Below are 19,383 nucleotides of genomic sequence, written 5' to 3' on the forward strand. Positions count from 1 at the left end.
ATGCAGAAACGCCTGGCCCAGCTGTTCAACCTCCGGCGCGGCGAACTCGCGCCGGTACTGGTCGCCGGGCTGTTCTTCTTCTGCATCCTGACTGCGCTGCAGATGCTGCGCCCGGCGCGCGACGCGCTGGGCATGGAGCGCGGCATCGACAGCATCCGCTGGCTGTTCATCGGCACCGCGGTGGTCACCTTGCTGGTGAATCCCGTGTTCGGCTGGCTGGTCAGCCGGCTCAGGCGCCTGCAGTTCATTGGCGCGACGTACGGCTTCTTCGCGTTGAGCCTGGCCGGGTTTTGGGGCTTGCTGGTGTTCGCGCCCGGTGTGGTCGGCGCGCGCAGCGGGCAGGTGTTCTACGTCTGGTTCAGCGTGTTCAACCTGTTCGTGACCATGGTGTTCTGGGCCTTGCTGGCCGATCGCTTCAGCAGCGAACAGGGCAAGCGCCTGTTCGCGCTGATCGCGGTGGGCGGCACGCTGGGGGCGATCTTCGGGCCATGGCTCGCATCGCAGTTGGCGGAGCCTCTGGGCACGCCCGCATTGTTGCTGGTCGCCGCGGGTTTCCTTCTGCTGGGCATCACGCTGGCGTGGTGGCTGGTACGGATCGTTGGCGACCGCGAGGCCACATCGACGCAGGTTGCCGAGGCACGCGACGACGAACAGCGCATCGGCGGCAGCGCCTTGGCCGGGCTGCGCGCAGTCTTCGCATCCCCTTACCTGATGGGCATCGCCGGCTACGTGCTGACAATGACGATCGTCGCCACCTTCGTCTACTTCAGCCGCCTGCAGATGGTCGCCGCGGCGGAGAGCGACCTCGATGCGCGCACCGGCCTGCTGGCCAACATCGACATGTGGACGCAGCTCGCGGTGCTGCTTTTGCAGCTCACCCTCACCGGCCACATCATCCGCCGCTTCGGTTTGGCCTTCGCGCTGGCCTTGCTGCCGATCGCCAATGCGCTGGGCTTCATCGGCCTGGCGATCTTCGGGTCATTCGCTGCGCTGGTGCTGCTGGAAGCGCTGAACAAGGCCGTGCAACGCGGACTCACCCGGCCCGCGCGCGAAGCGCTGTTCACCGTGATCAGCCGAGAAGACAAGTACAAGGCCAAGGCCTTCATCGACACCTTCGTCTATCGCAGCGGTGACGTGGCCGGTGCGCAGGTGGAAGGCCTGCTGGGGCGGCTCGGCATGGCGTTGGGCGGATTGGTGAGCGTGGTGATCCCGTTGGCGCTGGCTTGGGCGATGCTCGGGATCTGGCTGGGGCGGGCGCAGGCGCGCGAGGCGGCCGAGCAGAAAATGGGGTCAGAGTAGATTTTGCGCGGATGGATTTCTGCTCCCCAAGCATCTCGCGCGCAAAACTCTACTCTGACCCCATTTTCCTGTTCGATGCCTTCCGCTTCTTCGACTTCGGTTTCGGCTTCCGCAACGCCGCCTCCCACGCACGTTGCGCCCACGGCCGGAAATCCTGCGGCGAATCCAGCGCCTCGTCCGGCACCGTCCAGTAGCTCATCGGCACCGCCTTGCCCTTCGCCTCGTACACGAACGGCGCGCTGCCTTCCGCCTCGAAGGCCGCGCGGGTGGCGTCGTCGACCTTCAGGTACAGGGTCTCGTCGATGACGATCGCGAGGATCACGCCGTCGCGGTACACGCCATGCCCGCCGAACATCGCGCGCGTGGTCACCGGCGCGAAGGCGGAAAAAAGATCGTGCAGGTAATCGAGGTACTCGCGGCCCATGGTCTCGCCTCCGTCCGGCGATAATGCGCGCATGAGCAACCGTGACACCACCCGCGCCCTGTGGCAGATCCACCTGTGCGTGCTGCTGTGGGGCTTCACCGCGATCCTGGGCAAGCTGATCACCCTGCCGGCCCTGCCGCTGGTGTGGTGGCGGATGCTGATCGTGGTCGCCGCGCTGGCGCTGTTGCCACGGGTCTGGCGCGGGGTGCGGGCGATGCCGCTGCGCGCGCGCTGGGCGTATGCCGGGATCGGCGCGCTGGTCGCGCTGCACTGGCTGACCTTCTACGGCGCGATCAAGCTGTCGAATGCCTCGGTGGCCGCGACCTGCATCGCCTTCGCCACCCCGATGACCGCGCTGGTCGAACCGCTGCTCACACGGCAACGCTTCCAGCCGCGCGACCTATTGCTGGGGCTGGCCTCGCTGCCCGGCATCTGGCTGGTGGTCGGCGGCGTGCCCGCGGGCATGCATGCGGGCATCGTGGCAGGCGTGGTGTCCGCGTTGTTCGTCGCCCTGTTCGGCACGCTCAACAAGCGCATGGTCGATGGCGGCGATGCGCTCACCGTCACCGCACTGGAGCTCAGTGCCGGCACCTTGACCCTGACCCTGCTCGCGCCGTTGATGCCGATGCTCGTGCCCGCCTTCGCAGGCCCGCTGCTGGTGCTGCCCACCGGGATGGATGCGTTCTGGCTGGTCGTGCTGGCGCTGGCCTGCACGCTGTTCCCGTTCGCGCTGTGCCTGGTCGCGCTGCGGCATCTGTCCGCATTCACCGCGCAGTTGTCGGTGAACCTGGAGCCGATCTACGCAATCGTGCTGGCCGCAATCCTGTTCGGCGAGCAGCAGGAACTCGGCGGCAAGTTCTACGCCGGCGTGGCGATCATCCTGGGCGTGGTGTTCGCGCAGGGGCTGCTGGCCGGCAAGCGCAAACCGCCCGTGCACCCGGAACAGGCGGCGATCAGCGAAACCCACCGGATCGCCGACTGAACGCCGCGGTTCGCGTCGCGGCCCGCGTCGTGGCAGGCTAGCCGCTTCCCCGTCGACGCCCACCGCATGTATCTCGGCTACTACGGCCTGCACGAAGCGCCGTTCTCGATCACCCCGGATCCGCGCTTCGTCCATCTCAGCGAGCGCCACCGCGATGCCCTGGCGCACCTGCTGTTCGGCATCGACAAGGGCGGCGGCGGCGGCTTCGTCCAGCTCACCGGCGAGGTCGGCACCGGCAAGACCACGCTGAGTCGGCTGCTGCTGGAACAGTTGCCGGACAACGCGCGCATCGCGCTGGTGCTGAACCCGCGACAGAACGCGATCGAATTGCTGGAGACGATCTGCGAGGAATTGCGGATCGACATCACCGGCAAGCGCGGTTCCGCGAAGGCGCTGGTCGATGCCCTCAACGTCTACTTGCTCGATGCGTATGCAAAGGGCCTGCGCGTCGTGCTGCTGATCGACGAGGCGCAGAACCTGCCGGCCGACGCCTTGGAGCAGGTGCGCCTGCTGACCAACCTGGAAACCGACACCCAGAAGCTGCTGCAGATCCTGCTGCTCGGCCAGCCGGAACTGCGCACGATGGTCGCGCGGCCGGAACTGCGGCAGTTGGCGCAACGCATCACCGCGCGCTTCCACCTGACCCCGCTCGACGCCAAGGAAACCGCGGTCTACCTGCGCCATCGCTGGCGGGTGGCCGGCGGCACCCGCTTCCCGTTCGATGCCGCGGCAGTACAGCGCCTGCATGCGCGCGCCGGCGGCGTGCCGCGGCTGATCAATGTCATCGCCGAACGCGCGCTGCTGGCGGGGTATGCACGCGATGCCACCAGCATCGACGCGAAACTGGTCGATGCCGCCGCGGATGAAGTCCTGCCGCCGGTGCTGGCGCGGCGCAGCTGGCCGTGGCTGGCGGGCGCGGCGGCGCTCGTCGCGATCGCGCTGGCCGCTGGCTGGGCCTGGCGCAGCCGCACTGCTGACTCGCCCGCACAGGCGCCGAAGACGACAGCCACGGCAGCGTCGGCGACGACGGTCTTGCCCGCGCCACTTCCCGACGCCGAAACGCTGGATGTCGCCGCCCTCGTGCAACTGCTCGGCGCGACCGGCGATACCCCGCTGCCGGCCTGGCAACACCTGCTCGGCCTGTGGTCGTTGCCCGCGGACGCAATCACCGTCGATCCGTCGGGCCCGTGCACGCCGAGCGCGCAGGCCGAGGTGCATTGCGTGCAGGGTCGTGCGCGGCTGGACACCCTGCTCGCGTTGGATCGCCCGATCCTGCTGCGCCTGCAGGACGGTCGCGCGCGCGCATGGGCGGTGCTGCTGGGTGCGGACGCACGCAAGGCACGCCTGCGCATTGGCTCGCGCACGATCGACCTCGACCGCGTGCTGCTGCAGTCGCGCTGGAACGGCGACTACGCCGGCCTGTGGCGCGGCCCGGCCGTGCTGGCGAAGCCGCCGCGGCTGGACAGCACCGGCGCGGCGGTCGACTGGATCCGCCAGCGCCTGTCGCCTACCGGCAATGTCGTGCCCGGCGCGCCCTACGACGAGGCGTTGCGTGCGTCGGTGCGCCAGTTGCAGGAAGCGCGCGGCCTGCCCGCGGACGGCATCGCCGGCCCGCTCACCCTGATGGCGTTGGCCGACGATCCACCGGGCCCGCGCCTGCTTCGCGTCCTGGACTGACCCGATGTCGCTGATCCTCGAAGCCCTGCGCAAATCGGAAGCCGAACGTCGCCGCGGCAACACGCCCGACGTGGCGATGGAGCTCCCGCCTGCGCCTTTGCGCACGCGCAACGCTGCGCCCTCGTGGTTGTGGCCGGTCGTGCTGCTCGTCCTCGCGATCGCCGCGATTGCGTGGTGGCTGGCGACGCGCGGCGATGTCGCCGAGCCGGCCACGCCGGCCATCGCCGCCAATCAGGAAACAACGGCGTCGCCTGCCGCAGTGCCGGCCGTCGTGCCGCGCCCGGTTGCGACGGCACCGGTCACGGAGACGCCCGTCGTTGCAACCGAGTCGCCGACGCGCGAAGCCGCTGCCGCACCGATCGCCGCAACTCCGCCACCAGCACCGGCGCCCGCACGCGAACTCCCGCCGCCGCAGGCGCCAATCCTTCCTCCATCCGCGCCAGTGCCCGCCACCACCTCGATGAGCGGCGTGAAGCTGAGCATGCACATGTGGGACGCCGCGCCGGACAAGCGCTTCGTCATCCTCAACGGCCAGCGCATGGCCGAGGGCGACCGCAATGGCGACGTGCAGGTCGTGGCCATCGAGCGCGACGGCGTGGTGGTGGAACGCGACGGGCAGCGCGCGCGCGTCGCGCTGCCCTGACGCTTATTGGCCCATGCAGCAGCAGTTGAGCTTGTTGCCGTCCAGGTCGCGGAAGTAGGCGGCATAGAAGCCCGGGAAGCGTTCGCCTGGCGCACCTTCATCGGTGCCGCCGAGTTCCAGCGCCTTCGCGTACACCGCATCGACCTGTTCGCGCGACGTCGCACCGAGAGCGACCATGCAGCCGTTGCCGACCGTCGCCGCCTGCTTGTCGAACGGATAGGTAATGCCCAGGCCTGCGCCGTGCTCCGAGTTGCCCCAGGCGATGAAATAGTCGGGCTCCTCCATCTGCCGCTTCGCGCCGAGCGGCGCGAGCACACTGTCGTAGAACGCGGCGGCGCGTGGCAGGTCCGTGGTGCCGAGGGTGGCGTAAGCGAGCATCGGGATTCTCCGGCTGGAAGGAGCCGCAGCCTACACCCGGTGGCGGGCGGTATGCTGGGCGCATGCAGACACTCGATTTCGAACTGGACCGCGACTTCGTCGAACTCAACCAGCTGTTGAAGCTGGTCGGCCTGTGCGACAGCGGCGGTGCCGGCAAGCAGCTGGTCGCCAGCGGCGCGGTGCAGGTGGATGGCGCGATCGAGCTGCGCAAGACCGCGAAGATCCGCGCCGGGCAGCAGGTTCGGGTCGACGATGTGCTGATCCGGATCGTGGCCAGCTGAATTTTTTTCAGGACGGCGTGTGAGATTCCCCGCGTCGCTGCGAATCATGGTCTCGAAGGGCGCGATGGACGCGTCGGGGACACCATGGAGACCATCGCCACCATGACCGGGCTCGGCCACCAGCAGGCGTTTTCCGCATTGCTGCAGCAGCATGCCGGCATCGTGTTCAAGGTCGCCAACACCTACGCGCGCCTGCCGGAAGACCGCGCCGACCTGGCCCAGGAAATCGCCGCCCAGCTCTGGCATGCGTGGCCGAAGTACGACAGCGCGCGCAGTTTCAGCACCTGGATGTACCGGGTCGCGCTGAACGTCGCGATCAGCCATGTGCGCGTGCAGTCGATGCGCAATCGCCACGACGCCGTGCCGCTGGACGACGCCCTGCACGATGTCGCCGACACCGGCGCCATCGACCACGAGAGCGACCAGCACCTGCGCCTGCTGCAGGGCTTCATCGCCCGGCAACCGCCACTGGATCGCGCGTTGCTGCTGCTCTACCTCGAAGACCGGCCGCAGCGCGAGATCGCCGAGATCCTGGGCATCAGCGAAGCCAATGTCTCCACCAAGGTCGGGCGGCTGAAACAGCGCCTGCGCGACGAACTCTGAGCCGATCCGGCATCGAACCGAACCAGACAATGGACATCACGATGGAACTCGACGACATCAAATCCGCATGGCAGGCGCTGGACGCGCGCCTGGCCCGCCAGGACGCACTGCAACTGGAACTGCTGCGCGGGCAGAAGCAGGCGCAGGCGCGCCGCAACCTGCGGCCGCTGGTGTTCGGCATGGCGCTGCAGGCAGTGCTCGGCCTCGGCCTGGTGCTGCTCGGCGTGGGTTGCTGGCGGCAGAACCTGGACGTGCCGGGCCTGCTGGTCGCCGGCATCGCCCTGCACGCGTTCGGCGTGCTCCACATCGCCTTCGCCGGCATCGTCACCGGACTGGCGACGACCCTCGACTATGCATTGCCGGTGCTCGCCATCCAGAAGCGCCTGCGCCTGCTGCTTCGCGTGCAGGTGTTGAACTCCAACCTCTGCGGCGCGCCGTGGTGGGTGCTGTGGGTGCTGGTGGTGATCGGCTTCGCCGGACTCTCGCCACAGGCCGGGCAGCTGGAAACGCCGACCTGGATCTGGATCAGCCTGGCCATCGGCATCGTCGGGACATTGGCGACCTGGTGGTGGTCGGCGCGCGGCACTCGCGGGGCACGCGATCCGCTGGCGCGCATGGACGACGGCGCCGACGGCATCCGCCGCAACCTGCGCGTCTACGACGAGCTGGAACGCTTCGAGCGGGAGTAACCGCGCCAGCGGCCTGAGCGCGTCGATCACGACGCCCCGCCTTCTTCTGGGCCGCGTTGCCGGCCTCCACCCATGAACCCCGGCCTGTCGCACGCCATCGCGTGCGGCATGGCCGCGCACATCCCGAACAACGGAGAACGCGATGCAAACCACGCTTGCCCACCCACCCCGCGAACGCCTGCACGGACTGGATGCCGTGCGCGGCATCGCCCTGCTGCTCGGCCTGGTCGTGCACGCCAGCATGTCCTGGATTCCGGGGGCGCAACACTTCTGGGTCGTCAGCGACGCCTCGCCCGGCGAATTCGCCGGCCTGCTGTTCTACGTGCCGCACATGTTCCGGATGCTGCTGTTCTTCCTGGTTGCCGGCCTGTTCGCGCGGATGGCTTGCGAGCGGCTGGGCACCCTCGCTTTCATCCGCGATCGCGCGCGCCGCATCGCGATCCCGCTGGCCTCGCTGTGGTTCCCGATGTTGATGACCATCGTCGCGGTCATTGCCTGGAATGCCTGGCTGGTGAACAACGGCAGCATGCCGCCTGCGCCGCCGACGCCGCCGCTGTCGCCGCGCAACTTCCCACTGACGCACCTGTGGTTCCTGTACGTGCTGCTGCTCTGCTATATCGCCGCGCTGGCGCTGCGCGCAACGCTCGGCCGCAGCGCATTCGTGCAACGCGCGGGTGACGCCTGCGTGCCACTGCTCGCATCGCCGGCCGGGCCGCTGCTGCTTGCATTGCCGTTGGCCGCCGCCCTGATTACCCATCCGAAATGGTTCGCATGGTTCGGCATTCCCACGCCCGAACAGTCGCTGTATCCCAGCCTGGCCGCGTGCGTCGCCTTCGGCAGCGCGTTCGCCTTCGGCTGGCTGCTGCATCGGCAACAGGCGCTATTGCAGCGCTGGGCATCGCACTGGCCGTTGCATCTGGCCATCGCGGTGTCGGCCACCGTCGGCTGCGTGCTGCATGTCGGGCTTGCACCGAAACTGGTGCCTGCAACGCAGGACATCGCGACCGTCGGCTACGCGATCGCATACGCGCTCGCCGGCTGGAGCTGGACCTTCGCCATCCTCGGCCTGGGCCTTCGCTTCCTGTCCGGCCACAGCCCGGTCCGGCGCTACCTGGCCGATGCCTCGTACTGGATCTATATCGCCCACCTGCCGCTGGTGATGGCCATGCAGCTTGCGATGTCGCGCGTCGACTGGCCATGGATCGTCGAGTTCCCGATCGTGCTGGCAGTGGCGATGTCGCTGCTGTTGCTCAGCTATGACGTGCTGGTGCGCAACACCTGGATCGGTGGATGGCTCAATGGCCGGCGCAAGCCGCGCGGGCTGGAAGCGGCGCGTTGAGACGGCACCATGCGACGTCGACCTCAAGGGAATCCATGCGCATGATCCAACCTCGCCATTCCGCCGCCTTGCTGATGACGGGCATCCTGCTGCCGCTCGTCGTGCTGATCATGCATCCCACCGGCCACGAGCTCGCCGACGATCCGGACGGACGCATGCGGGCGGTCAACACCCTGGTGCATGGCATCGCCATCGCCTGCCTGCCCTTGCTGGCAACCGGCCTGGCCGGACTGTGCGCGTGGCTGCGCTGGCCGGCGACTGCATCGCTGGCCTTCGCCGTCTACATGGTGTCCGGCATCTGCAACCTGGTCGCGGCGATGATGAGCGGCTTCGTTGCGCCGCGCCTGCTGTCGGGTGGCGCAACGCCGAATGCCTCGCTGCTGCACTTCACCCACGACATCAACCAGGCGTTCGCGACCAGCGCCGTCGTCGCGGCCGGCATTGCCTTCGTGCTGTGGAGCCTGGCGCTGCATCGTCGCGGCAGGACATGGCTTGCGGCGCTGGGCGTGGTGATCGGCATCGTGCAGGTGACCGGCATCCTGTCCGGCCTGCTGCAACTCGACGTCAAGGGCATCTTGCTGGCGACGGCCTTGCAGGCTGCATGGCTGTTGCCGCTGGCATGGACGCTGCGCCTGACCTCCAAGGAGTGAGGTGATGCCTGTTCGCGGTTTCCCAGCTCTATCGCTTGTCCTGCTACTGGCTACCACCGCAGGAGCAAGCGCAAACGGGCCTCGATCGACACCAGGATGAGACATCATGAAATTCCATGAGCTCGGCAACAAGGCAGGCGTTCCCCTCGTGTTTTTCATGGGGACGCCGCAACGGGGCGAAGCCGGCAGCGAGTTCTCCGGACTGGCGAAGCAACTCGATGTCCGGCTGATGTGCCCGACGCGCCCGTGGTACGACGGCGACGACTGCGAGCCTTCATTCGAGATCTGCAGCCAGCGAGCCCTGCAGTACCTGGATGCCAACGGCATCGACCGGTGTCATGTCATGGGTGGCAGCGGTGGAGGGCCATTCGCTCTCCACTTCTCGTCCAACAACCCGGACCGGGTGAAGGCGTGCTATCTGCTGGCCTCCATGGGCACGCCGGAGACGTTCACTCGCACAGTGACGTCGCCGCCAACCCTGCAACTCCTCGAACTCTTCGGCACGAACAGTTACGAGGACGCCATGGAAACGCTCGGCACATGGGGTCTTCCGCCTGATCTTGCGCATGGCGCCTGGGGTGACTTCGAGGTGCTTCTGGGATCATGGGACTCGATCCCTTGCGCCAACGCACCGATGGTTTACATCCATCACGGCGAAGATGACGAGAATGCGCCCATCCAGAGCATCCGGGATCTTGTTCGCCTTTTGCCCAGGCACCAGTGGCGAGTCTCGGAGCAGGCCAGCCACGCATCACTGGCCCACGATGAGGCGTTCACCGCGTTGAGACGCATTTTTGCCGAGGTCGGTCGGCGCTGAGGATTCGCTCAACCCGGAACATCTTCGTTCAGTTGAACGGAAACGCGGCATCGAACGTGCGCTTCTCCAACCTGCGTCAGCGTGCGATCTCCAGCGACGCATCCTCGCCATCGTCGGCCGCAGCTTCATCGGCGGCCAGCGGGTCGGGATCGTCGCCGGCAGACGGTCCGGGTTGGGTCGATGCGGCATCCACGGCGGGCGCAACGCTGGCCACGTTCGGGGCCTTGACACGGCCCGCACCGGCGGGCGGCGGATCGGGCATCGGCACAGTCGGTTCCGGCATGTCCTGCGGCACGCGCGGCATCAGGATCGCGCCATCCAGTTCAGCCATCGGACTTTCATCCGCGCATTGCGCACCGGGGAAGCCGAACTGGCCGCGCAGCGCGAGCCCGCACTGGTTGATCTGGTCGATGTCCTGGGTTTCCCCCAACGCGCCCTGCGCGCACTGCGCGTCATAGGCGCGGCGGAAGGCGTCGCGGCGCTGCAGGAAATCGGTACCGCAACGGCGCGCCAGGCGGATCCGGTTGAGGTCGTCCTCCACCGCATTCGCACCGGAGAGCCCGTACTGGTCGAGCTCGTCGACGGTGAGGATGCGCAGGGTGCGATTGGGCACCGTGGTCATCAGGTCGTAGACCTTGTCGGACGCGCCATTGCGCTCCAGGTAGTTGCGCAGCTCGTCGCTGACCGTGCGCAGTTCCTCGCCGAGTTCCTTGCGCGAGGTCGCGGACGAGCGCAGGCGGATCATCCGGTGGATGCCGACCGGCCCGGCGATCACCCGCATGTCGCCCGCCGCCAGCAGCAGCACGCAGGCGCTGTGGCAAACGGAATCGCCGCGCACCCAGATCGTCCAGTCGTTCTCGCCGATGGCGTCGCCGGCGCGGATCGCGGCTTCGACGTGGCCACCGGCGGAGTCGATGTCGAGGATGCGCTTGCCGATGCCGAGGTCGCCGGCCACCTTGCCGCTGCGTTCCATCAGCGCGGCGAAGCTGGCGGTGACCTTGCCCTTGTAGCGCAGCCGCAACAGGCCAGTGCCGCGGCAGTCCTGAAGGCTGCGGCGCAGGTCTTCATACGCCAGCGACAACAACGGCCGGCCGCCACCCAGGGTGTAGTCGGCGCTGCAATCGACCCAGGCATCGCCGGCCTCCAGCCGCACCGGCGACCAGTCGATCGCATCCTGCGGCTTGCGCTGCACCACCGGCCCGGTGCCCAGCTCCGCGTCCGCATTCGCGTTCGCGCTGGTCAGGGTCGGCTCGGATTGGCGGCTGCAGGCACTACCCAGCAGGCAAAGCGCGATCAGGATCCAGTGGAGGCGCATCGAACCGTGGCGGCGGGGGGGATGCCCCAGTCTAGGGCGCATTCGGGCCGATGCGCGGAACCGGCCATGAACTGCCCATTGCGGGCGCGATGTTGTCGGCGATGCGGTCGCCCGCTACGGTGCCGCGATGACTGCGACCATCAACCCGCGCCCGCGCCGCTCCTGGCTGGCCCACCTCTCCGCCGGCCTCGGGCTGTCGGCGCTACTCGGGGTGCTCTGCTTCCACTTCCCGGAGCTGTTGACCAGCCGCGATTTCCGCGCGGTCTACAGCGAGGCCTTCGCACGGCACCTGTTGCTGTTCGGACTGGTCGCGGCCTTTCTCACCGGCACCTTCGCGATCCTGCGCGGGCGCAACCGGCGGGTGGCGATGCTCGGGGTCGGCAGCGCGGCGCTGGCGGTGCTGCTGGGCGGGGCCACCGTGCACTTCGACGCGATCGACTCCACCCCGTTCTCGCTGGGGCTGGACTGGTTCGTGATCTCGCTGTTCTTCTCGGCACTGGTATTCATCCCGATCGAGCGGATGCTGCCGGTGCGGCCGCTGTCGCCGCTGCGCGCGGAGTGGCGAACCGACCTGGCGTATTTCTTCATGGGTCATGTGCTGGTGCAGTTCATCCTGATCGCGGTGACCGCATCGACCAGTACCGTCGCCGCGCTCGCGGCGTTCCCGTCGGTGAAGGCCGCGATCCAGTCTTTGCCGGTGTGGGCGCAGTTCCTGCTGGCGGTGTTCGTGGCCGACCTGGCGCAGGCGCTGCTGCATCGCGCATACCACAACACGCCCTTGCTCTGGCGCTTCCACGCCGTGCACCACTCCACACGGCGGATGGACTGGCTGGCCGGTTCGCGCATCCACCTGCTGGAGATCGTGCTGACCCGCAGCGTGGTGCTGTTGCCGCTGGTGGTGCTCGGGTTCGCGCCGGCGGCGGTGAATGCCTACGTGATCCTGGTCGGCCTGCAGGCGGTGCTGGCGCATGCCAACCTGCGGCTGGATTTCGGCTGGCTGGAACAGGTGCTGGTCACGCCGCGCTACCACCACTGGCACCACGCGCGGCAGGCCGAGTACATCGACGTGAACTACGCGATCCACCTGCCGCTGGTGGACCGGTTGATGGGCACCTTCAAGTTGCCGCCGCGCGGCGAATGGCCCGCCGAATACGGCGTGATGAAGCTCGACACCGTGCCGGTCGGCTTCCTCGCGCAGGCGCGGATGCCGTTGTCGCGCAGGAAGACCTACGACGATTACGTGGGCCGCGACGACGCCTGAGCCTCCCCGCGCGAGGCCGCCAGCCGTGCCTGCACGAACCCGAGGTTGCCCGCGACCTGCGCGCGCATCGCCGCGGCCTTCTGCAACACCTCCGCGCGCAAGGCCAGGCCGGCGTCGACCTGCGCCCTGGCGCGGTCGACAATGGCGTCGACCTGGCCAGCCAGATTCCCCGCATCGAACACGGGTTCATCGGGATGTAGCTGCTGCATCAACGTCGCCATCGTGTGCGTATTGGCGCCCATCGCCACCAGCGGCGTACCGCCGGTCGCGGCGAAGATGCCGGGATGCCAGCGACCGCCCACGTGCACGCGCGCGTTGCCGAGCACATCGATGCCCTGCAGGACCGGCAGGTTCAGACCGAGCTGCGGAAAGCCGGTCGCCGCTTGCACCTTGCGCATGATCGCGGCATCGATCTCGCACGGCGCGACCAGCACCACCTGCGCGACGTCTTCCGCCAGTCGCTTGCACAAGGCCACGAAGCCCCCGCAGGATCGTCGCCCTGCCCGGTGCCGACGAAGGCGGAACTCGCACTCACGGTGACGTAGGGTTTGCCGGCATCGAAGGCGGCGCTGCGATCCGGCCAGGCGTTGAACTGGCCAGGGCGGCGGGCCAGCGCACCCCATGCCTGGAGCGGTGCCGGCGTGGCGGTCCAGCCCACGTCGGCGAACTGCACGAACGCGGCCTGCGGCACCAGCGCGCGATACGCGGCGGCGGACACGTCCTCGCGGACCTGCACTTCGTCCAGCAAGGGCAGCACGCGCGCTACCATCTCGGCCAGCGCGGGCTCCGACAGGTCCAGGGTCAGGTTGGCCAGCACCACCGGCTTGGCGAAGACGACCTTGGCCAGGTAGGCGAGCATCAGCAAGCGCCGCCCCTTCATGGCGCCGGGGCGGATGAAGTTCTCGCCATTCATGAACAGCAGCTCGCAGCCGGCGAGCAGCGGCAGCACCCGCTCCAGCCCCTGGCTGCGGCCATCGCGCACGGCCTGGGCGATGACGAGCAGCTCCTGCCATGTCCGCGGCACCGGTACCGTCGGGTCGTCGCGGAAGAACCAGCGGCTGCCCAGGCTGCGCAGGCGCACGCCCTCCAGTGCGCCAAGCGCATCGCGATACCAGTCGCCCATGAAGCGGCAGCCCCAATTGGGGTGGTCGGCGGTGTCCGGGGCGTAGAGGAGTTTCATGCGGGCACCTTCGCCCATGCGTCCGCAGCGCACAATCCCTCGAAACTTGCGATGCCGCGATCAGCCTCTCCGCAACGCGAAGAACCCGATGTCCCGGCGCAGGCGATAACCCATCTGTTCGTACAACCCGCGTGCGCGCGCATTCGCGTACGCGACGTGCAGGAACGGCTTGTTGCCTTCCTGCAGCGTCCGATTGCTGAGGTACGCCGTCAGTCGCCGCGCGTACCCACGGCCGAGGAAATCCGGGTGCGTGCAGATCGCGCTCATCTCGCGGTGCCCGGGGGCACCCAGCCGCTCGCCGATCATCGCCGCCAGCCGGCCCTCCATGTACATGCCGAAATAGCGGCCCAGTTCCATCGTGCGTGGGCGGAAGTAATGCGGATAGACCAGTGCGGTCAATGCGAGCACATCGGCGCGATGGGCATCGCCAAGCTCGACGATGCCTGGGCCGTCGATGACCGGCAATTCACGGTCGCACTGCATCTGCGCCAGGTCGGCGAAGCGTTCGATCGCCCAGCCTTCCGGCACGGCCGCAGGCGCGACGCCGAGCAGCAGCACGCTGTCGCCTGCCGGCACCAATGCCACCAACGGATCGGCCAGGTCGAGAGTGGGATGGGGGATGCCCAGGAACGGGGCGACGTCCGCCGGATAGCGCTTCACCTCGCCCGCCTGCAGGGCGATGCCGGCATGCAGGCTGCCCAGCGCCGAGAAGAACGGGTTGTCGAGCGGGTGCGCCGTCATCCCGGCAGTGTGCCGATCACGGAATCTTTCCGCCACGCTGTCGAAACTGTGCCTGCGCATTCGTCATGGTCATTGCGGCACCCATCCACGCCCGCCAACAACGGAGAACGCCATGAGCTACATCGACGGTTTCGTGATCGCCGCCCCCACCGCCAGCCGACAGGAGGTCATCGACTACGCCGCCCGCTTCGACCCCATGTTCCTGGAGTTGGGCGCGCTGCGCGTGGTCGAGTGCTGGGGCGTCGACGTGCCGCACGGCACGGTCACCGACTTCCACCGCGCCGTGCAGGCGAAGGACGATGAAACCGTGATGTTTTCGTGGATCGAATGGCCGGACAAGGCGACCCGCGACGCCGGCATGAAGCAGATGATGGAAGACCCGCGGATGGAGGCGGCCAACCCGATGCCGTTCGACGGCAAGCGGATGATCTTCGGCAGCTTCGAGAACGTGCTCGACCTCAGGGCCTGAGCCCCGCAAGCCCGCGTTATGCTGGCGGCTCCATCCCCCGGAGCCGTCCCATGACGCGGTCATCGTGGCTGTTCGCCAGCGCTTTCCTCCTGCTCGCGGGTTGCAAACCGGCCGCCGAGCCGACGGCTCCCGCGAGCGCGCCTGCTTCGCCCGCGACATCGACGACTCCCGCCCAGCTTGATGCCGCGGCGCCTGCCACCGCAACGGCACCGCAGACCGCCACGCCAAGCTTCGACTGCACCAAATCGCCCAGCGAATTCGAGCAGATGGTCTGCAACGACCCGGTGCTGGCCGCGCTCGACCGGCAGTTGGCCGATACCTTCGCGCAGGCGCTGGCCAGGGCCAGCGACAAGGCGACCCTGCAGGCCAGCGAACGCGGCTGGATCAAGGGCCGCGACGAATGCTGGAAGGCCGACGACAAGCCGGCCTGCGTGCGCGAAGCCTATATCGAGCGGATCGTCGATCTGCACATCCAGCAAGGGCTGGTGGTGATCCCGTCCGCGGTGGAGTACCGCTGCGACGACAACAGCAAGCCGTTCACCGCCACCTTCTACAACGACGAGCCGCGCGCCGTGGTGTTGACCTGGGGCAACGACCAGGCGATCGTGCCGGCCGCGGTGAGCGCCAGCGGCGCACGCTACGCCGCCGATGGCGTGGCGTTCTGGGAACACCAGGGCGAGGCCCGCGTGGACTTCTACGGCAACAAGCTGGTGTGCAAGCCTGCGAAGTGAGGGGGCACTGTGCGGCCGCCACCACCCGCTGCTTCCGTTGAGCATCCACGGGAGCAACGTGAGTCCCGCGGATGAAGCAACCAGACAAGACACCATCGAACGGAACGGGTGGTCTCGCGGGCATGCGCGAGCAAGCCGGGATGTTCATCTACCTGTTCTTCGGCATCCACATGCTGATGTTCGGGCTGTCCGGCTTCTTCATGGCGTATTCGTCCGAGGCGCCGGACCTGACCTTCCTGTACATGCACGGCGGCATCGCCATCGTGGTGTACATGGTGTTCTACCTGGTGATCTTCGGCCGCGACCAGGTGGGCTGGATGCTGGTCAACGCCGCGCTCGGCATCCTCGGCATCCATGCGCAGATCGGCTGGATCCTGGCCCGCTTCGACAAGCGCATCGAGGACTACCCATGGCAGGTCCACGTCATCCCGTTCCTTTACTACATCCTCTACACCTTCCTGCTGCGCCAGTTCCTGATCGACGCCACCCGCAGCCGCAGCAATCCGCAACGCAAGCGCCTGGTCGATGCCGCTTACGTGGTGTTCTCGCTGCTGGTGTACGGCGTGATGCTGTGGCGACTGCAACAGGCGGCATGAACCGGCACGTCAGCGCGCCATGCAGGCCTTCCAGCGCGACTCCACCCGACCGGCGAACCACGCCGTGGTCAGCTTGCGGGTGATCTTGGGGCTCTCGAGCGCGATGTCCGGCACCCGCGCGCGCGGCACCGGCTTGCCGCTGCCCTTGCGGTCGGCGATGGCGAACACCGCGCGATACAAGGCCGTGCCTTCGAAACCGGCACTGTCGCCGCGCTTGAGGTCCGCGCGGATCGCCGCGGCGTCCATGCCGAGCAGCATGTCGATGCTGCGCAATGCGGCTTCGGTCGCACCGGGCTTTTGCATCGACGCACCGGGCGTGAGCAGGTCGCCATCGCGCACCAGTTTCTTGCCGCTGGCGATCGCCGCGGCCTGCTGGAACGCGGCATTGCGGCTGGCATGCCAACCCGCGTTGAAATCGGCGAAGCGATAGAGCGGCGTGTCGTAGTCGGCCGGGTAATCCAGCAGGTGCTTGATGCCGAAGTACAGCCCGCCGCGACGACTGAAGACCTCGTGGCGGATCGAGCCCTCCACGGTGTACGGATAGCCACGCGCGTGGCGCTCGGCGAAATCCACCCGCACCTGCATCGGCCCGCCGGTGCGCACCGGATTCAAACCGGCCAGCAACTTGCCGCTGCCCAGGGGCAGGCGCGCCACCATCTCCTCGAACAATTCGCTCATCTCGCGCTCGCTGCGCAGGGCCTGCAGGCGCTCGGCATAGGTGCGACCATCCGGCGCGCGCAATTTCAGCGCCGCATCGATGGCAAATTCCGGGACGTGTTTGGCCGCGGCGCGGTGCTTGATCTCGGCGATGGCGATGCCGCCCAGGCCGGGCACCGCCGGGTCGGCACGATAGGTCGACTCCTGCTCGACCACCGCCAGCACCGCGCACAGGTTGGCGGTGCTGGGCTCCAGTTGCTGCGCCGCGAATGCGGCCTGGATGTCGCGCGCCCAACCATCGCGGTCATGCAGCGTCGCCGGCAACTTGCGCAGCAGTTCGGCCTGCACCTGCTCCGGCGTGCGCTGCGATTCGCAGCCGGCGAGGCTGGCGATGCCGAGGCACAGGGCGAGCAGCGCGGGGATTCGATGGCGTCGTTGGACGTGCGTCATGCGGCGCTGCCGGCGGGGTTCGGCAGAGGCTAGCAAAGCCACCTGAATGGCTACCTCCCGCTACGCCGACGGGTCGTCGCGGGCGGCGCGTCCACGATGCGACGGCGTGATCCCGATCACCTTGGGCACGGCCCCCACCACCAGCCGGGCGACCACCGCGGTGACCAGCGCCACCATCTCCTGGCCGATGCCGGCGGCCATGCCGATCGCGGCGGTCATCCAGATGCTCGCCGCCGTGGTGAGGCCCTCGACGCGGGATCGGTCGCGGCTGTGCAGGATCGCGCCGGCACCGAGGAAGCCGATGCCGGACACGATGCCCTGCATTACCCGGGTGTTGTCGTTACCGCCGATGCCGGCCAGCGTCGGCGCGAGCACGAACAGCGCCGAGCCGACCGCGACCAGGATATGCGTCTTCAGGCCCGCGGCGCGCCCCTTCTGTTCGCGCTCCCAGCCGATGATCCCGCCCAGCACCGCGGCCACCAGCACGCGCACCACGATCACCGTCAACGTCGCCGCATCGGGCAACGCCAGCTCCGCGGCCAGCGCTTGCAGCACCTCGTCCATGATCAAACTCCACCAACTCCTGGCCGCATCCAACCATGCGCGGTGTCATGGAGACGTCATCGCGCGCGCCGCTAGACCTGCGTCGTCTTCCAGCGCCCGCGCGAGAATAGCCACAGGGTGAACAGGCCCACCGACGTTTCGGAGACGAACACCGCCCAGAACACGCCGGTTTCCTGCAGTCCCAGGTGCAAGGCCAGCACCCAGGCCAACGGGATCTGGATCAGCCAGAAGAACACCACGTTGATCCAGGTCGGCGTCTTCGTGTCGCCGGCGCCGTTGAAGGCCTGCACGCTGACCATCCACCAGCCGTACACGAACAGCGAATACGAGAGTATCCGCAGCCATTCCGCGCCGATGGCGATCACGTTCGCGTCCGCGCTGAAGATGCCGACGATCTGCCGCGGGAACGCGAAGAACAGCACCGCGATCAGCAGCAGGTAGGCCATGTTGTACCAGCCGATCTGCCAGACCGAGGCCTCGGCGCGCTCCGGCTGCTGCGCGCCCAGGTTCTGCCCGACCAGCGTCGCCGCCGCATTCGACATGCCCCAGGCCGGCATCATCGTGAACATCATCACCCGGATCGCGATGGTGGCACCGGCCACCGCCTCGCTGCTGATGCTGGAGAGGATGCGCATGAGGAAGATCCACGAGGTCATCGCCACCAGCATCTGGCCGACGCCGCCCAGCGAGGTGCGCACGATGTTCCACAGCACTGCACCACGCCACGCGAGTTGCGAACCCAGCACGCGGATGTGCTGGCCGCCGCGGAAGAGGATCCACAGCTGCATCAGCACGCCCACGCCGCGACCGATGTTGGTGGCGATCGCCGCACCTTCCACGCCCATCGCCGGTACCGGCCCCCAGCCGAAGATCAGCAGCGGATCCAGCAGGATGTTCAGGCCATTGGCCACCCACAGCACGCGCATCGCGATGGCGGCGTCGCCGGCGCCGCGGAAGATCGCGTTGATCACGAACAGCAGCATGATCACCGCGTTGCCGCCCAGCATCCATTGGGTGTAGCGGTAGCCGTGCTCGATGCTCCACGCATCCGCGCCCATCAGCCGCAACAGATCCTGCGCGTAGACGATGCCGACGACCGCGGGGAGGATCGACACCAGCAGGGCGACAATGATCGCCTGCACCGCGGTCACTGCGGCTTCCTCCTGCTTGCCCTCGCCGACGCGCCGGGCGATCACCGCGGTCACCGCCATCGCCAGCCCCATCGCGACCGAGTACAGCAGGAACAGGTAGCTCTCGGTCAGCCCGACCGTGGCCACCGCCGACGCGCCCAGCTTGGCCACGAAGAAGATGTCGACCACCGCGAAGGTCGATTCCAGCACCAGCTCCAGCACCATCGGCACCGCCAGCAGGAACACGGCGCGCCGCAGCGGGATCTTCGTGTAATCCGCATTGGTGCCGCGGATCGCGTCGCGCAGGCTGGCCCACAGGGATTGCGCGGCGAGGTCGGTGGCGGGCGTGTCCTGCGAGGGTGTCGGCTGCATGGCGCCTCCTTGCGTTCGGGCGGATGTTACCTGCGACGAACGGCGGAGACCGGCTTCGACACGTCGAAATGGGGTCAGAGTGAATTTCGTGTCGATCTGTTCGGTTTCGCAACAAGGGCGGTCACGAAACTTCAC

General features: G+C 67.9%; 23 protein-coding genes. 14 read left to right on the top strand and 9 right to left on the bottom strand.

Annotated features, from left to right (window positions below; genetic code table 11):
* Positions 1–1,299, top strand: coding sequence for an NTP/NDP exchange transporter (locus tag ACE3T8_RS08145; protein WP_374608322.1), 1,299 nt, complete (start codon positions 1–3; stop codon positions 1,297–1,299).
* 49 nt (positions 1,300–1,348) lie between these two features.
* On the opposite strand, the gene ACE3T8_RS08150 is transcribed toward ACE3T8_RS08145, so the two are convergent.
* A complete protein-coding gene (locus ACE3T8_RS08150) occupies positions 1,349–1,723 on the bottom strand; it encodes a TfoX/Sxy family protein (protein ID WP_374608324.1) in 375 nt (124 codons plus the stop codon).
* Positions 1,724–1,754: 31 nt separating this feature from the next.
* Here ACE3T8_RS08150 and ACE3T8_RS08155 point away from each other — a divergent pair, with 31 nt between their 5' ends.
* The 3 genes from ACE3T8_RS08155 to ACE3T8_RS08165 all read left to right on the top strand — a co-directional run bounded on the left by ACE3T8_RS08155 (position 1,755) and on the right by ACE3T8_RS08165 (position 5,025).
* A complete protein-coding gene (locus tag ACE3T8_RS08155) occupies positions 1,755–2,705 on the top strand; it encodes a DMT family transporter (RefSeq protein ID WP_374608326.1) in 951 nt (316 codons plus the stop codon).
* Between the two features lie 66 nt (positions 2,706–2,771).
* The gene (locus tag ACE3T8_RS08160) at positions 2,772–4,382 is read left to right on the top strand and encodes an AAA family ATPase (protein ID WP_374608327.1); all 1,611 of its coding nucleotides are present in this window, start codon (positions 2,772–2,774) and stop codon (positions 4,380–4,382) included.
* A gap of 4 nt (positions 4,383–4,386) precedes the next feature.
* Positions 4,387–5,025, top strand: a complete 639-nt coding sequence (locus ACE3T8_RS08165) for a general secretion pathway protein GspB (RefSeq protein WP_374608329.1) — start codon at positions 4,387–4,389, stop codon at positions 5,023–5,025.
* A 3-nt stretch (positions 5,026–5,028) separates the two neighbouring features.
* Here ACE3T8_RS08165 and ACE3T8_RS08170 read toward each other — a convergent pair whose 3' ends face one another.
* Positions 5,029–5,403, bottom strand: a complete 375-nt coding sequence (locus tag ACE3T8_RS08170; RefSeq protein WP_374608331.1) for a VOC family protein — start codon at positions 5,401–5,403, stop codon at positions 5,029–5,031.
* A gap of 62 nt (positions 5,404–5,465) precedes the next feature.
* On the opposite strand from ACE3T8_RS08170, the gene ACE3T8_RS08175 reads away from it, so the two are divergent.
* The 6 genes from ACE3T8_RS08175 to ACE3T8_RS08200 all read left to right on the top strand — a co-directional run bounded on the left by ACE3T8_RS08175 (position 5,466) and on the right by ACE3T8_RS08200 (position 9,782).
* Positions 5,466–5,684: an RNA-binding S4 domain-containing protein gene (locus tag ACE3T8_RS08175; RefSeq protein WP_374608333.1), complete on the top strand. Its 219-nt coding sequence runs from the start codon at positions 5,466–5,468 to the stop codon at positions 5,682–5,684.
* Positions 5,685–5,768: 84 nt separating this feature from the next.
* Positions 5,769–6,287: an RNA polymerase sigma factor gene (locus ACE3T8_RS08180; RefSeq protein WP_374608335.1), complete on the top strand. Its 519-nt coding sequence runs from the start codon at positions 5,769–5,771 to the stop codon at positions 6,285–6,287.
* Between the two features lie 41 nt (positions 6,288–6,328).
* The gene (locus ACE3T8_RS08185) at positions 6,329–6,976 is read left to right on the top strand and encodes a hypothetical protein (protein WP_374608337.1); all 648 of its coding nucleotides are present in this window, start codon (positions 6,329–6,331) and stop codon (positions 6,974–6,976) included.
* A gap of 142 nt (positions 6,977–7,118) precedes the next feature.
* A complete protein-coding gene (locus tag ACE3T8_RS08190) occupies positions 7,119–8,315 on the top strand; it encodes an acyltransferase family protein (RefSeq protein WP_374608339.1) in 1,197 nt (398 codons plus the stop codon).
* Between the two features lie 41 nt (positions 8,316–8,356).
* Positions 8,357–8,965, top strand: coding sequence for a hypothetical protein (locus ACE3T8_RS08195; protein ID WP_374608341.1), 609 nt, complete (start codon positions 8,357–8,359; stop codon positions 8,963–8,965).
* 106 nt (positions 8,966–9,071) lie between these two features.
* A complete protein-coding gene (locus ACE3T8_RS08200; RefSeq protein WP_374608342.1) occupies positions 9,072–9,782 on the top strand; it encodes an alpha/beta fold hydrolase in 711 nt (236 codons plus the stop codon).
* 76 nt (positions 9,783–9,858) lie between these two features.
* On the opposite strand, the gene ACE3T8_RS08205 is transcribed toward ACE3T8_RS08200, so the two are convergent.
* The gene (locus ACE3T8_RS08205; RefSeq protein WP_374608344.1) at positions 9,859–11,097 is read right to left on the bottom strand and encodes a hypothetical protein; all 1,239 of its coding nucleotides are present in this window, start codon (positions 11,095–11,097) and stop codon (positions 9,859–9,861) included.
* Positions 11,098–11,224: 127 nt separating this feature from the next.
* Between ACE3T8_RS08205 and ACE3T8_RS08210 the strand changes: the two genes are divergently transcribed.
* Complete coding sequence (locus tag ACE3T8_RS08210; protein WP_374608345.1) at positions 11,225–12,358, top strand: sterol desaturase family protein; 1,134 nt, start codon at positions 11,225–11,227, stop codon at positions 12,356–12,358.
* On the opposite strand, the gene ACE3T8_RS08215 is transcribed toward ACE3T8_RS08210, so the two are convergent.
* The 3 genes from ACE3T8_RS08215 to ACE3T8_RS08225 are packed head-to-tail and all read right to left on the bottom strand — an operon-like array spanning position 12,334 to position 14,279.
* The gene (locus ACE3T8_RS08215) at positions 12,334–12,756 is read right to left on the bottom strand and encodes a hypothetical protein (protein ID WP_374608346.1); all 423 of its coding nucleotides are present in this window, start codon (positions 12,754–12,756) and stop codon (positions 12,334–12,336) included. The two genes, ACE3T8_RS08210 and ACE3T8_RS08215, sit on opposite strands and share 25 nt — an antisense overlap.
* The gene (locus tag ACE3T8_RS08220; protein ID WP_374608348.1) at positions 12,711–13,538 is read right to left on the bottom strand and encodes a hypothetical protein; all 828 of its coding nucleotides are present in this window, start codon (positions 13,536–13,538) and stop codon (positions 12,711–12,713) included. Before ACE3T8_RS08220 ends, ACE3T8_RS08215 begins: the two co-directional genes overlap by 46 nt.
* 60 nt (positions 13,539–13,598) lie before the next feature.
* Entirely contained in the window at positions 13,599–14,279 is a 681-nt protein-coding gene (locus tag ACE3T8_RS08225) for a GNAT family N-acetyltransferase (RefSeq protein ID WP_374608350.1), read from the bottom strand.
* A 112-nt stretch (positions 14,280–14,391) separates the two neighbouring features.
* Between ACE3T8_RS08225 and ACE3T8_RS08230 the strand changes: the two genes are divergently transcribed.
* The 3 genes from ACE3T8_RS08230 to ACE3T8_RS08240 all read left to right on the top strand — a co-directional run bounded on the left by ACE3T8_RS08230 (position 14,392) and on the right by ACE3T8_RS08240 (position 16,075).
* Positions 14,392–14,748, top strand: coding sequence for a DUF1428 domain-containing protein (locus ACE3T8_RS08230; RefSeq protein ID WP_374608351.1), 357 nt, complete (start codon positions 14,392–14,394; stop codon positions 14,746–14,748).
* A gap of 50 nt (positions 14,749–14,798) precedes the next feature.
* Positions 14,799–15,479 carry an MliC family protein gene (locus ACE3T8_RS08235; protein ID WP_374608353.1) on the top strand — a complete coding sequence of 227 codons (681 nt, stop codon included), beginning with the start codon at positions 14,799–14,801 and terminating at the stop codon, positions 15,477–15,479.
* Between the two features lie 71 nt (positions 15,480–15,550).
* Positions 15,551–16,075 (top strand): hypothetical protein, encoded by a 525-nt coding sequence (locus tag ACE3T8_RS08240; protein ID WP_374608354.1) that lies wholly within the window; start codon positions 15,551–15,553, stop codon positions 16,073–16,075.
* A gap of 9 nt (positions 16,076–16,084) precedes the next feature.
* Here ACE3T8_RS08240 and ACE3T8_RS08245 read toward each other — a convergent pair whose 3' ends face one another.
* The 3 genes from ACE3T8_RS08245 to ACE3T8_RS08255 all read right to left on the bottom strand — a co-directional run bounded on the left by ACE3T8_RS08245 (position 16,085) and on the right by ACE3T8_RS08255 (position 19,248).
* Positions 16,085–17,182, bottom strand: coding sequence for a DUF1615 domain-containing protein (locus tag ACE3T8_RS08245; RefSeq protein ID WP_374608355.1), 1,098 nt, complete (start codon positions 17,180–17,182; stop codon positions 16,085–16,087).
* 60 nt (positions 17,183–17,242) lie between these two features.
* Positions 17,243–17,746, bottom strand: coding sequence for an MgtC/SapB family protein (locus tag ACE3T8_RS08250; protein WP_374608356.1), 504 nt, complete (start codon positions 17,744–17,746; stop codon positions 17,243–17,245).
* Positions 17,747–17,817: 71 nt separating this feature from the next.
* Positions 17,818–19,248 (bottom strand): MATE family efflux transporter, encoded by a 1,431-nt coding sequence (locus ACE3T8_RS08255; protein WP_374608357.1) that lies wholly within the window; start codon positions 19,246–19,248, stop codon positions 17,818–17,820.
* Between the last annotated feature and the right edge of the window lie 135 nt (positions 19,249–19,383).

This window comes from Thermomonas sp. (assembly GCF_041919455.1).
Classification (GTDB): Bacteria; Pseudomonadota; Gammaproteobacteria; order Xanthomonadales; family Xanthomonadaceae; genus Thermomonas.